Raw genomic sequence first — 14067 nt, forward strand, 5'->3', positions numbered from 1 at the left:
TCCCTAGTACGTCCACTAGCGATCAGCGTCGCGATACCAACGCATTATCATCTTCTCCAAAACGTCCTCACGAATTCGGCGATACTTCCCAACTTTTGTGCAAGGTAGTTGCCCCCGGTCGATACGGTTATTGACCCAAGTCACGTTGACATCAGTCATCCCAATCCCGTGCAATTTTTCCAAGACTTGGTCCGCGCGCAGTAGCCGGACTCCTTTTAGATCGGCATTCTTTTTGTAGCTCATGGTAAATCGCCTCCTTGCAATTTACCCACATCAAAGCTGGTCTCGGCGTTATCATCTAGGTAAGTCTCGCTGACACTACAAAGTGAAGCTTGAGGGACACACAGGCATCTATCGCTATCACCAAAATAAACACTTGGGGCATTCCAGCCCGCGCGTCGCGGCATTTTGAATCACTCCGAGTTTAATGGCCTTGGCGGTTCGACATCTCGGCCTTACAGTACTTGAAAGCCCCTATAACACACGGCAAACCTTAAGTTTTTTCAAATCAAGATATCCGCGAACGTTGAAATGCGATTTATACAAAATGGCCCAAACATCCCAGACGAACTCTTGCACGCTTTGGACGAAGGAAGAGTGGTGTTTTTTTGCGGGGCTGGTGTCTCTAGAGCCAAAGCCCAGCTTCCCGACTTTTTTGGGCTGGCTGAGCAAGTCCTTGCGTCTCTCGGCGTAGGGGCCGACAGCCCAGCGACCAAGATTCTAAAAGCTGCGAAGGATATGGAAAGTCAAACTGGGGTGCCGGGTCTCATCTCTGCGGACAGGGTTTTCGGTCTTTTGGAACGGGATTTCCTGTCGGCTGACATAGATCGAGCCGTGGCGAAGGCTCTTATCCCGAAAGATGACGTGGACCTGTCAGCACACGAGCTCCTTCTTGATCTTGCCACATCAAACGGGGGGGTGACAAAACTTGTCACCACTAACTTCGACAGGCTTTTCGATGATTGCGGACGTGAACTTGAGGTCTGGCAACCTCCGCGCCTACCAAATCCGGCGCGCCCCGGCGAACTCAATGGTGTCGTGTATCTCCACGGTCGCGCAACAGAAAGGTATGACGGGTCAGAAGGTGATGGGTTTGTTCTGTCTAGCGCTGAGTTTGGAAGAGCCTATTTAGCAGAGGGGTGGGCAACAAACTTTTTCAAGGATGTAATCGATCGCTATGCAGTTGTCTTTCTTGGCTATGCCGCCGACGATCCACCCGTGCAATACCTGCTTGAGGCTTTGAATAAGTCACGTGGACGCTTGGACGAAGTTTATGCATTCCAATCGGGCACGGACGACGACGCTAATGCGCGCTGGCAGCACAAGGGCGTGGCTGCTATCCCGTACGCAAGTGACAACCAACACGAGGCGCTTTGGATCACTCTCTCAGAATGGGCCAACCGTGCGAGGGAACCTGAAGCATGGCAAGACCGCACAGTTGAGCTCGCTCTGCGCGGTCCAGAAGCACTAACGCCGATTGAACGCGAGCGAGTTGCGCACTTGGTCTCGACAAAAGAAGGCGTCAGAAAGTTCTTTGAAAGCGATCCGACCCCGCCAGCAACTTGGCTGTGCGTGTTTGATAGAACGATCCGCTATTCTCCGCCTCGCAGAGTCCGCTTCGGTGATGACGAAGGCAAGTTCGTTGATCCGTTCTTGTTGTATGGTTTGGCCACGGATCAGGTTCCACCCCCAGTAGATCCAGATGAATTAAGCCCGAAACGAGAAGTCCCTTCCACGGCATGGGACGCGTTTACGTTGAACCGGAAGGATAGAGCTGGGCTTAGAGACGATCATGTAACTTTGCTGCGTGGTGGAGCTTCCCTTAAAGCAGGCCTCTTACCCGACCGGATAAATCTGTTGGGCCTTTGGTTGTCCAAGGTATCCGATCAGAACGCGGCAGTTTGGTGGGGCGCAAGGCAATATGGATTACATGAATGGATTCAACAAAAAATCCGGTGGCACGTTGGGAGTGCTCAAACGAAATGTGAGCCGCACATTTTTCAGGCTTGGTATTACCTTTTTGAGCACTGGCGTTTCGCGAGCGACGACGACAGGTTGGATTGGTATAGGTTCTCAGATGAATTGAAACTCGTCGATTGGAGCAAGGCCACCGTACGGAAATTCGAAACCCTTTCGCGCCCCAGATTAGCCGCTACGCACAATTACTTCGGGTCGGTGGTACCCCCTCAAATCGAGGAGAAAACCAAACTTGGTGATCTGGTTCGGTTAGAGCTCAAATACCTTGAGGACGCTCCCGAACTTGACATCCCGGACGAGTGGCTTGCTGACGTAGTCTCCGCTTTGAAACGCAATCTAGATATTGGCATTCAGCTAGAATCCGAGAGAGGTCACTACAAGTGGCTAGACATTCCTCCGATTATCCCATCTGAGGACCCAGACATCAGTGGCTACGCAAGAAACGAAGGTTTTCGGGGCGCGGTCTTAAAATACGCAACCTTGTTTCAACGACTGGTCGACCTGAACGCTCAAAGGGCACGCCAAGAGGTGGCGACTTGGGCTACCGAGGATGACACAACGTTTGCTAGGTTACGGATTTGGGCCAGCCGATTTAGTGAAGTCGTTCCAAACGATGAATTCGAAGACTTTTTCGAAAAAGTGACTCGAAAAGCCTTTTGGGACATTCATCATCAGCGAGACCTGCTTTTGGCTCTGAAAGAGCGATGGGCTTCGCTACCCATACCAGCGACGAGAAGAATTGAGCAGCGAATTGTTGAGGGGCGAGAACGTTGGGAAAATGAGCCCGATCATGAGTTTGTAGTTCGACGCGCTTGGGGAATCGCCGACAGAATTCACTGGCTGCGCTCCAATGGATGCAATTTAAACCTCAACTATGAAGCTGAGATCGAACGACTACAAAAGATAGCACCAGAGTGGTCTCCAGAACGTGGAGAAAGGGCTGATGAATCTCTCGAAAGCCGTGGTGGCATGGTTCGCACGCATACCGATTTTGATGAGCTATTGGCCGAACCTTTGACCAACATTCTGGCCAAAGCTCAGGAATTGTCGAATAAGTCCGCGTTTGGTCTTGATGAACGAGACCCATTCTCAGGCTTGTGTACAAAACGGCCAGTCTTAGCGATTTCTGCTCTTCGTCTAGAAGCTAAGAAAGGTATCTTTCCTGAATGGGCTTGGCGAAGGTTCCTAAATCGAGAGAGCCGGAAAGAGGACTGTATTCGGCTTAAGAACATCATTTCCGAAGTCTTGTTAACGGCCAACGATGAAGCTCTAGGAGGTGTCATTTATCCTGTTTCCGACTGGCTGCTAAATGCCTCGAAGGAACTTTCCCACGAATGCGTGCCGATTTTTGAACGATTGACTTCAAGACTATTAGATACCCTTACCAATCACCCCGATGTAGGCGGTTCTGGTATTGTGAGGAGCGGCAACGAACCAGATTGGGCATCTGAAGCGCTAAACTCGCCAGCAGGTAAAATCGCTCAGGCTTTGTACAACGATCCACGGCGAAACGACTTGGACGTAGGGCAAGGGCTACCTAACGAATGGAGGGTGCTTGTTGAAAGAGCATTGTCCTTGCCCGGAGACGACGGTTGCCTTGCCTTGGTTTTTGTCAGCAACATGCTGCATTGGCTCTACGCTATTGACCCAGAGTGGGCGGATGAAAAGTTACTAAGTGTTTTGAATGGGGATTCCACTGCCAAAATCGACGCTTGGTGGACAGGCTATCTTTGGGGCGCCAAGAGCATTCCCAGCTTCGAATTATCCGAAAAACTTAAACCTCACCTATTTGAGAAAGTGGCCAGTAGAGCGACCGACGATCAAGAAAACAGAGACGGTTTAGTGGGACTCGTACTGGCGAGCTGGGTGTACTCAGACGGTGCCAAAGGGGAAGTGCGGATAAGCGACGCCGAACTTCGTCATTTGTTACTTAGCGCAGGGGATTCATTTCGAGCGCAAGTGCTTTGGCAGTTGGAAAGACGTGGCAAGGGTGATGACGACGATTCCAAGCATTGGAAGTCTATGCAAGAGCGCTTCCTGCAGAACGTCTGGCCAATTCAAATAGCCGCTCGTACACCAAAAAACACAGCGAGATTGATTGAGTTGGCTTTCTCCAACTCAGATACTTTCATGGAAACATCCAAAGCTATCTTACCACTCATCGGCCCAATCGAACGCGACCATATCATCCTGCCTTCTATTCGACGAAGCGAAGGCAATATCGTCGACAAGCACCCTGAGCGAGTTCTAGAAATCCTCTATATCGCCCTGCCCGAGGACGCCAACTCATGGCCTTACGAGATTGATGCCGTATTGGAGCGGATAGTAGTGGCGAATTCAGAACTACGCGCCAGCCCTAAGTGGGTTGAGTTAATGCGTCGTTGGAATTCGAGGTAACGTCATCGAATAGGTCAGGCAGGTGAATAGAATCGGCCACGCAACTGTGGAAAATTTCCACAGCAATGGACGGCCTGTGAGGATTTGTGATGTGCGCTGCAATGGAAACACGGCACGATCTACAAAAATGTAAGTAAAAGTGCACAAAGCACGTCTTTTGACCATGCAAGCTTCTGTACTTAAAGTAAAAAATGTAAGGCAAAAGTAGCACCCGGTAAGGCATTTTTGCATTTTGGTACCGTGTATCGTAGGTTCGAATCCTACCACCCCAGCAACGATTTTCCCATAACATTTTGATTTTCAATGTTATTTTCCAATTTCGCTTCGTAATTGTTGCGGGATGACGCAAAGTCCCGCAACAATTTTATAGTTGCTTGCACCCGGCGCTTCCACCAAGGCTTTGAAATAATTGAGTAGTCCTTTTTTGTTCGAGGCAATATGAAATACGTTTCACCGTCGATTGAAGAAACCGCATTCAACTGCCCACACTGCAGCGTTTTGGCCAAACATTTTTGGTATACGCATACGCGGATCCAATGAGAAAAGACGATTCACCTCAGATTTGGTCGGATGAAGAGGCAAAGAGCTTCGATCTGAGCGAGGAAGACCCTGACGAGCGGGAAAAAATTCGCTCTCGTTTGATACGTTTCGCGCAAGGTATTCCTTATATTGAAAGTGGACGCGCTAGCCGGGAAGGCTTGGTATCCAATTTATGGTTATCCAGATGTTTTGACTGCGAAAAGGTAGCAATTTGGGTTTACGACAAACTACTTTACCCAATCTCGGGCGTAGTAATTGCACCAAACCCAGACCTGCCCCCAAAAATACGCCGAGACTATGACAAGGCCGCAGCGATTTTGGATAAATCTCCGCGAGGGGCGGCGGCACCAATCAGACTTGCTAACCGAAACATAGTAGACCGGGTGCGCACTCGCCACGACATGAACCCTGAGCGGCTGATCGCAGACACGGCCTATGGTTCTGGACTGATGCTGAGTTGGCTCGTCGACTTGACCTTTGGCGCTGAAAACGATGCCTATACTTGTCCTGCTGGCAAGGAACTCAAACTGTATCGCCGAGCCTACAAAAAAATGAAGGAGCCCAAACCGGACAAGGACGGCATACTTCACTACCACGCTCGTAAACTCGACTGTGAGGCCGGTGCCTTGAAGAGCTGATGCTGTCAGAAAGAGCCACAGCGCAAGATGGCACGGTTCATCCATGAACCATCCCGAAACATTGCTCGTACCTTCGCTCAAGTCTAAGGTTGATTGCCCCTAGAAGCGAGCTTTGTCAGGGAAACCGAGAGAAAACCTGAATTTTAAGTGTACTTTTCTCTCAAAAACTTCAAACTCATTAACATTGGTAAGTGTATTGGTTACCAAGTGCTGTCGCAGGTCTTGCCTTCCGTCGGCACCGTCGCGTTAAAGAGCGCTTGGGGAGGCACAGGATGGGTCTGGACAAGGTCCAACTCAAGGAATTGACGGGACAGATTTCGGCAGCTCGAAAAAGGGACCTGAATTTCGCAATCTGTCTGGGTAAAAAGACGGATACCACCGTATTTTTGCTAGACCGGATAAAAGCCCCGGACCTACTTGGCCGGAACGCCAAAAAGTCAGGAGATACCGCCAAGATTGCCTTCGGAACGTGCAATGCAGACGGCAACAAGCTCAATCTGACCTGTCAATCTGATGTACTTGCCGGGCTTGCCAAAAAAACACGAGCCTTTCTTACGCTCGTCAAACTTCCCATGAAGGTATGCGTGTTTGATGCCCAGGGCATCCTGATTGAAGAAGATGGGGCCCGTGAAGATGCAAAGGTTGAAGATGGTAAGGCCGCAGCCCTCGATCCGCTGCAAGCGAAATGGGAACAGTTGAAATCGACCGTTGAGCCCAAAGTGCTGCAGTTCCTCAAGACCTCGACCGGCGACGTGTCCAAGATTAGGGCCGCCTGGACCTATGCGGTGCGGATCGGCGATGAAGAAACGGATTACGCAGGGGCGATCAAAGTCACCAAACGCGTGATGCAGTCGATGGCCGCCGCAGATCAGCAACGCAAGGAAGCGCCGGCATCCATCGATCTGAACGAAAAGAAATGGCAGATCGGCTCGGCCAAATTTGAGCCCGTCCTGAAAAAAGCGATCGAGGCGGGCCGTATCGACGGCGGCAAAGCCAACGCGGCCTGGGCCAAAGCGATGGCCGAAGGCGATGCGCGCAATTTCGAGAAGGCGTTGAAAATCCTCAAGGCTCTGTCCAGCCAGATTCAGGCGGGGAGTGCTGCCGCGCCCGAAGCCAACCAGGCTGGGGCACCGGCCGACAAGGAAAAATATGAACAGGAACGCGCCCGGATTGCGCCAATGCTGGCAGCGGCCCTGAAACGGGATGCGACACAGTTCGCAAAGCCCAAAAAGATATATGCGCAGGCAGTTGCGCGGGCCGAGGCCGGGGACTACCCGATTGCGCTGAAGGCGCTGGCGATGATTGAACAGGAATTGGCCCGCAGCAATACGGCCCCAGCGGGCCTTGATCCCGGCCCGATTGGTCGGGAAACCGCCAAACGCGTGCGCGATATCTGGGACGCGGCTTGCACTCAGGCCAATGGACAGATCGAAGCCTTGCGGCAGGAGCTGGCGGGTTTTCCAGATCCGAATTGCCAGATCCTCGCTGATAATGGCCTGACCGGATTTTCAAACAACCTCTATACCCGGTTGAACGCCGCCTTTCTGGGCCTTGAAGGCGCGAATGAGGACAAGCTGTCCGATGCCAAAACGGATGCGCAGAGTGTGTTTGACGATATGGGCCAGTTCCTGAATACGAACGAGGCCATTCAGATCATGGACGGTAATGATCTGAGCGTACCAATGAGTTTGGCCGATACGCTGGGTGGGGCGGTCGAAAAGATGAAACAGGCCTTGAGCACCAGTTAAAAAGGTCCGTTGGGGGGAAAGCAAATGGCCGATGGCGCAGAAGTTCAGGACGTTGATGAACAAATAGACCAGAAAAAAGCCGAACGGGCGCGCGACTTTGCTGCCAAGTTGATGGCCGCCTTAAAACTGAAATCCGTTGTCGTGCCTGATCGGCCCGACGGAACGTCCATCGAAGAAAAAATTAGTCAGGCGGCAGCTCAGCTTTACGGGATGACCCAAGAGAAAGCCAACCTGTCCGAATTCGATTCCGAGCTGTTCACCTTCACCGATCACGAGTTGGAATCATTCAAGCTTTCCACCCAGGAGGTCAAACTGCTCAAGGCCTGGCGGCATCCGATAGATTTCCGCGACCACCAAAAGGACAAGAAACTTCGCGACAAGAAAGTTGCAGCGCTCAAGGCCTCGATCGACCTAAAGCTAAAAACTCTGCGCAGCGATCTGGCCGATCTGAAAGACCAAAAGGCGAAAAAGGGCGACGATGACGACGATCATGACAAGTTCGCCCGCCGGGCGCAGCGCGTTCTGAAACGGGCGGCAATAGTGGCCGAGAAACTTTGCGCAAAAGGGGAATATTCTGATGCCCAAGCGGTTTTGAATGGTCTGCTGTATCTTGAGACGCTGGAAAAGATTGCCCTGTCCGAGAAACAGGCTGCCGAAGCCCCGAAAGGCGAGATTTTGGGGAATGAGGATCAGGACTTCGAACAGGCGGTCTCGGACCGGAAATCGACCGAGGATCTGGCCGAAGAACCCGATGCTGCCCGGCTGGAGCGACTGGCGCGCGAGGTGGTCGAAACTTCGGCGCATATGAAGGATATGATGTCTACGGCAAGCTCGATGCGTGCTAGATACAAGCGCAGATATGAGGGCAAAAAGAACAAGCCCTACGAGGCGCTGGCCAAATTTGACGAGACTTTGCCCAGCTATGTGCGCTTGACCAAGACAAGCAAAGCCAAGTCCGAATTCAACAACGATGTAGACAAGATCCTCGCCTGGCAGAAAAAGGCAGCAAAGGAAGTTGCCGCAGCCGAAAAACTGCTGAGCGCTTTTTTCAAGGAATGTGCCAAATTTCATGAGAAAAAGCTGGCCAAATATCTGGCCATTTCCGGTCACGAGGTCGAACAGGAAGGCGCCGATGCCACCGGCCACGGAGAGTTGCAGACCCGGCGCGCCATCCCACTTATCCGGCGCGGCTTGACCGGCGTTCCGCAGGAAGTGCTGCGCCCGCTGGCCGCAAACCTCGAGGTCATGCAGCTAATTGCAGGTTCCGAAGAATTGGGCCGGGCGGATCTGGAGCTGTTGCGGACATTCGAACACGAGATGGCAGGTGATCTGGACGTTCTGGAAGAAAACGTCGATGACTATATCGCTTATGAAAAATGCGCCCAGCGGTGGCAGACTCTGTTGGATAAGGGTGTTTTGAAATACACTGCGGCCTTGAAAGAGCATTATCAGGACAAGTTTGATGATGCGAATGAAAAGGTCAAAGACCCCGCAAACCTGCCCGAGTGCCTCAAAACCCTGAATTATTTTGAAAAGCATCTTAGTGCTCAAGTCGATACTGCGGAAGGTCATCGCAAGCTCTACAAGGATTTTGAAAGCCGCTTCAAATCTGCGCGAAAGGACAAGACCAAGGCCTATGTAAAGCAGTTCAAGGCCACGTTGCAGGCTTTCGCGAAAAAGCTGGATACCAGTGGCAAGGGCGACAAGGTCGAGGGTCTAAAAATCGACGCGAGTTTGCTGAAGTCGTTAGAGGCCGCCGCCGATCGCAAAGACTATGTCGGAACCTTCGATGTCGAGTTTGCAAGAATTTGGGGCATGGTCGAGATCGGCGATCACACGACCTACGAATACGATGCCAATCCCGAGTTGAACAAGCTCATCGCCCGAATTGACCGCCAAATCAATTTTCTGAGCCAGGCGGAAAAGGCCTTCAAAGGAATTTCGGACAAGGACACCGCCTCAGGTCTGGTTGCCGAGATAAAGGGATCGGGCAGCACAGCCTTCAAGGAGGCGCTTCAGGATCTGCACTCATCGGGCGATCAAAACGAAAAGACCGAGAAAGCCAAGGCCCGCTACAAGCAGGCCCGCGACCGGTTCGACAATCTTATCAAGACGGAGAAAAAACACCTCAAAGGGGCTGCGCGGGACAGTTTCGAAAGCAATGAGACCCTACTGAAAGCGCTGAAAAGCCGCGCGAAATCTGCGGTCTCGGCAGATGACTGGGACGAATTACGCGACGAAGCGCTGCGTCTGATGGAAGAGGCGCGCGAGTTTGCGGACGCAAATGTCACGCTGGACCTGAGCGGCAAGCCGCCCGCCGAGAAATTTGAGATGATCCTGACCCGGCTGATCGACAGTCTGGCGCCTTATTTTCAGGGAATGGACGACTTCTATGGCAAGCATGTCAAGTCTGTTGCTGCCAAGGCCCGCAATGCGGATGATGAGGATAAAACGGCCCAAAACGTCGTGGCCCTGATCGACAACAACGAAAAAACGATCACGTCCGTCGCCAAACAGGTTAGCTTGAAGATGGATCTGTCGGACGAGTGTCGCAAGTTGATTGCTACTGCCAAGGATGCGGAAATGCCGGAACTGATTGCGCTGCGGGAACAGGCCTTTGCCATGATCCGCCGCAACAGGCGGTTTCTGGACGAAAGCAAGATCGGCGCGCTTTATAAGACCAACCCGTTTGACGATGGGCGACCTGTGCGCAGGTTCCTCTATTTCCTCGAAAAAACCGAAGCCGATCTTCTAGCCGAAGTCAAACAGACGTAACCGGGGGCCACGCAAATGGCATTTGAAAAAGAACATGAGTGGCTCACGCAAGTTTGCGGTGACAATGACACTTTGGCCCCCGATCTTGCCAATGAGCTGCACGATTTCGAACAGCGTCAGAAATTCATTGATGCGACGTTGAACACAGAAGAGTTCGACAAGATCAAGGCCGACCTCAAGGCGCAGCTGTCGCAGATGGACTTTGTCATCAAGACCCATGACAAGGATCTTGCAAAAAAGCTGGGGATGAATCCGGTGGTCGACTTTGCCTGGAAGAAAGCGGGTATCAAAACGCCCAAACGCATACAGGTGCTTGCCAATGTGGGCGACAAGAAGATCCCGGTCGAGATCGAGAATACAGAATGGGACAGCTATGCCGACCGCGCGGGTGAGTTCAAAAGGCTGAAACTGGGCGATGAGGAGTTCTCGTTTTCGTCACCCGAGGCGGCAGCAGCCATCCGTGATATGTACGCCATGCTTGAACCGCTGATCGAAAAATCCAATGATTTGGCCAAGCTGCTTGGCAAAGATGGCAAGCGGTTGTTCAGCGACCGCGATATCGAGAAAGAGCTTTGGACCCCTTTGGTGCGCGAAGGGGTTATTCCCTCGAACCTGGTGCCCGACAGTTTCTCCGAAGGGCTGAACGCATTCAGCAACGCCACCGCGATCTATACAAGGTTGATGGCGGAAGAAGACGGGCAGGAAATGGGTGGCTCAAAGCTGGGTAAGGGTCTGAGAAATGCGAAATTGCTGATCGGTGCAGCCAATCTGGCGTCCTCGGAGGCCTTGCACTATGCCAATCTCTCAATCACCGAGGCCAGCCGCGACGATTTGGCAGAATTCATGAAGTTCAAGGGCGCGGATGTGATCGAAGGCAATGTCGTGCCGGTGGACGATATGCCCGACGAATATGATGATCTGGTGATTGACGGCAAAACCATCGCCGAGATCAGAAAGATGGACGAAGAAGATCAACCCGAGATCACCCAGTCCGACCTGACCGAAGCGCGCTATGCCAAGGCCCATCCGGACGGAGCAACGAGCTACGAGGATTGGCTGGCGCAGGAGGAAGAAACCCTTGTTGCGCAGATCGCGACGGAAAAAGACGAAGAAAAACTGCTTGAGTTGCGGAATGAACTGGACGGCGTGTCTGTCGAACAGAACAAGCTTGAATACAACGCCCTTGAGATCAGGGACGGCATGACGCTGTCCGAACTGGCCGAGGACGAGGCCAAGGTTACGCAGTTGCAGCTGACGCAGGCGCAGTTTGAAGACTACAAGGCAGGCGGCGGCGACGAAGATTACGACGACTGGCTGGCAGACGAAGAAAAGCGGATTCTGACCGAGATGAAAACCGCATCGGACGCTGACAAGGCTCAGCTGGAGCGCGATCTGGAAAACATCAAGGCCGCCCAGATGACACAGTCCTACGGTGAGTTCGTGCGGCAGGATGCCGCCCGTAAATGCGCCGTCGCGGCCGCAATCGGTTTGGTCGATGCGGTCGAGGGTGCGCGGGACAAGAAGAAAAAGAAACGCGAGGTGGCGATAGGTCTGGCCGGGGCAATTGCGGATTCCTTTGCCGCAGGCATGACCGCCGACAGCACCGCCAAGGAACTGACCAGCGACGCCGATACGCAGAACCGCGAACACAAGACCAAGTTCGGGATTCTGGCGGGAAAGGCCGGGATGCGGGCGGTGTCGAAGCTGAGCGAGCTGGCCGAAGCAAAGGCCAAGGGAACTCTGCGAGACCCGCGTGCGCTGGTGGTCGAGGCCGTTGCCGATCTGTGTGATGCGGCGGGTGAAAGCATGTCAGCCAGTGGCACCAAAGGTGAAGATGGGGGCTGGGGCGATACTGGTAAGGACAGCCGGGACGAGGCCGCCTCGTGGGGTATGCTGGCCAAGGCCGTCGGGATGTCGACCCAGATGATTGACAAGATGGTGGCTGCCGCCCAGAAGGGCGATTGGGACACGTTCGCCAAGGAATTGGCCCTGTTACCTGTGGCGGCCAGTTTCGCAGGCACCGCTGGTTTGCAGGGGGATGCATCGCGCGTCGACAGAGATGCCCGTGATATCGAGGCCGGTTGGGGCGGTCACGGCAGCGACTCGCCCTTTGCCACCAACCCGTTCGAAGAAGAACTCCATGCCGGGGGCCAAGCCGATTTTGGCATGAGCGGCAACATGGCAACCGTAGCCGATCAGCGCGCCGTCATGGACGAAGCGCGCGAGCTGTCTCAGCAAATCGCAGACGAAAGCTTCATGAAGGACCGGGCCAATGTGAAGGCTGCAATGGATAAGTGCCGTGACATGATCGACAAATACAAGCTGCCTGCCGACCAGAAGGATGTGAAGCTCTTCCTGGCGCTGGACCCGGACAAGGTCGAGCCCGAGGCGGTGATGAATGCACTTATGAATATCGACCGGATTTTCGAAAGTATGGTGTCGCCGGATGTTCGCGAAGTGGCCGCGCTTGGCTTGTCCTCAGAAGAAGAAGAGGAACTGGACAAAAAACTGTTCTCTATGATCGACAAGATCGACGCGATTGAGGAACGGCCTGCCCGGAACAACAATAAGCTCGAAGCCGAGGTGCGGGTTCTCTATGACGACGTGACCGACACCCTGTTGAAAAACCCCAAATTTGTCGCCGCAGTCGAAGCGGATATCGACGAAGAGGACGAATGGCTTGAAAAGCTGAAAAAACAGGCCGATCTGACCCGATTGGACCAGTTCACCGATCCAAAAATCTATGCCGAAGAATATGAGCGGGCGATGTCGGCGGTCGAGGAACTGACCTTGCAAGTCAAGAAAACCGAACAGCGCATCAAGATGATTGATCAGGCGACCAAAGGTGCAACCGGCATCCTGCTGGCCGCCGTACCGGGTGCGGCGCTGTTGGGCAAGATCCGAACCCTTGTGGCGGACAGCATCAAGCTGCATCGCCGCCGCAAATCGCTCAATAAATGGAGCCGTGAGATGAAGGCGATTGCCGGAACTTATAGCCCATACGAGCCGGCCGTTGTGGGCGAGCGCGACGTGCTGGCGGCCGGAACCCTGCATGATGCGGCGCAGGTCGCCGCCGATGCTGCGGGCGTCGGGGCCGAGTTCGCTCGGCTGACCGATGCGACCCATATCGGCGCAGCGGTCCTGACCAGCATTGAGAAAATCGGCAAATTCCTCAACAGTTTCTGGTTCGAACACCATTCGCGCGAACAGGTGAAAGAAGGGTGGGAGCTGTTCGTTTTGGCGAGGGAACAACCCAAGAACCGTCGCCTCGCGCGCGAGGCGATCAAGGTCAATACCACTCTTGGTAAATGTGTTCTGGCCTATGGAGCCTGCATAGACGGCGATGCACAGGCCAGACGGGCTTTGCAAAGTTGCGGACTAACACCCAAAGTGTTCGAGGATCGCGCGGATGTTTGTCAGGGAGTTGTCGCCTATTTGCGCGAAGCTTTGCAGGACAAGGAATTCGAGACGATCGGATCGCACGCGGATGTGGATTGGTTGCCTTGTGACGTCGAACTTAACTTGAAATCATGGTCCATGATCAAGGCAAGCGCAGTGAAATCAAAACCGGGCATGGATCCGCGATATTTCAAGACCCCCGATATCAACAAGTTGCTTGATGGTTTTCTTGTGCCCGACGACACCGCCAACCAAAGAGAGCTCAGGGCTTTCACTGTAAAAGGCAAAGAGCTTTCGAAGGCGCTGAACGGGTATCGTCCTCTGGACACTGAAAAGAACCCCCATGCGGCGATGATTGTTGTTGCGCAGCAGCTCAAACACCAGGTCGATGTGGCCGGTGATCAGGCTGCGACAAGGCTGGCAAAAGACTTGGCCGGTTAGAATTCGAGCGGATGATCACTGTTCTGGTCTTGAGTTGTTTGAGAGAATTGGAGACCACGATGAACTCTTTCTCGAAACAGGCGCTGACCTTGCCAATGACTCGTTCATTCGATTGGATAAACCAACGGTAGCATCACCCGCGATTGGTGAGT

6 protein-coding genes are annotated in these 14067 nt (G+C 53.2%); 5 read left to right on the forward strand and 1 reads right to left on the reverse strand.

Annotation, left to right across the window (positions count from 1 at the left end; genetic code table 11):
* Nucleotides 1-15 precede the first annotated feature (15 nt).
* Nucleotides 16-243, reverse strand: a complete 228-nt coding sequence (locus tag ACR0L4_RS16530; protein WP_480514240.1) for a hypothetical protein — start codon at nucleotides 241-243, stop codon at nucleotides 16-18.
* 288 nt (nucleotides 244-531) lie between these two features.
* Between ACR0L4_RS16530 and ACR0L4_RS16535 the strand changes: the two genes are divergently transcribed.
* The 5 genes from ACR0L4_RS16535 to ACR0L4_RS16555 all read left to right on the forward strand — a co-directional run bounded on the left by ACR0L4_RS16535 (nucleotide 532) and on the right by ACR0L4_RS16555 (nucleotide 13915).
* The gene (locus ACR0L4_RS16535; protein ID WP_480514241.1) at nucleotides 532-4374 is read left to right on the forward strand and encodes an SIR2 family protein; all 3843 of its coding nucleotides are present in this window, start codon (nucleotides 532-534) and stop codon (nucleotides 4372-4374) included.
* A 536-nt stretch (nucleotides 4375-4910) separates the two neighbouring features.
* A complete protein-coding gene (locus ACR0L4_RS16540) occupies nucleotides 4911-5552 on the forward strand; it encodes a hypothetical protein (RefSeq protein WP_170753413.1) in 642 nt (213 codons plus the stop codon).
* 272 nt (nucleotides 5553-5824) lie between these two features.
* Entirely contained in the window at nucleotides 5825-7300 is a 1476-nt protein-coding gene (locus ACR0L4_RS16545; RefSeq protein WP_170753415.1) for a hypothetical protein, read from the forward strand.
* A gap of 24 nt (nucleotides 7301-7324) precedes the next feature.
* Nucleotides 7325-10075: a hypothetical protein gene (locus tag ACR0L4_RS16550; RefSeq protein ID WP_480514242.1), complete on the forward strand. Its 2751-nt coding sequence runs from the start codon at nucleotides 7325-7327 to the stop codon at nucleotides 10073-10075.
* A 15-nt stretch (nucleotides 10076-10090) separates the two neighbouring features.
* Nucleotides 10091-13915 (forward strand): hypothetical protein, encoded by a 3825-nt coding sequence (locus ACR0L4_RS16555; RefSeq protein WP_480514243.1) that lies wholly within the window; start codon nucleotides 10091-10093, stop codon nucleotides 13913-13915.
* The last annotated feature ends 152 nt before the right edge of the window (nucleotides 13916-14067 follow it).

The organism is Ruegeria sp. AB5 (assembly GCF_056542645.1).

Bases quoted from the DNA above. Each gene is read 5' to 3' on its own strand.
- ACR0L4_RS16530 (WP_480514240.1), bottom strand. From the start codon at position 243: ATGAGCTACAAAAAGAATGCCGATCTAAAAGGAGTCCGGCTACTGCGC.
- ACR0L4_RS16535 (WP_480514241.1), top strand. From the start codon at position 532: ATGCGATTTATACAAAATGGCCCAAACATCCCAGACGAACTCTTGCAC.
- ACR0L4_RS16540 (WP_170753413.1), top strand. From the start codon at position 4,911: ATGAGAAAAGACGATTCACCTCAGATTTGGTCGGATGAAGAGGCAAAG.
- ACR0L4_RS16545 (WP_170753415.1), top strand. From the start codon at position 5,825: ATGGGTCTGGACAAGGTCCAACTCAAGGAATTGACGGGACAGATTTCG.
- ACR0L4_RS16550 (WP_480514242.1), top strand. From the start codon at position 7,325: ATGGCCGATGGCGCAGAAGTTCAGGACGTTGATGAACAAATAGACCAG.
- ACR0L4_RS16555 (WP_480514243.1), top strand. From the start codon at position 10,091: ATGGCATTTGAAAAAGAACATGAGTGGCTCACGCAAGTTTGCGGTGAC.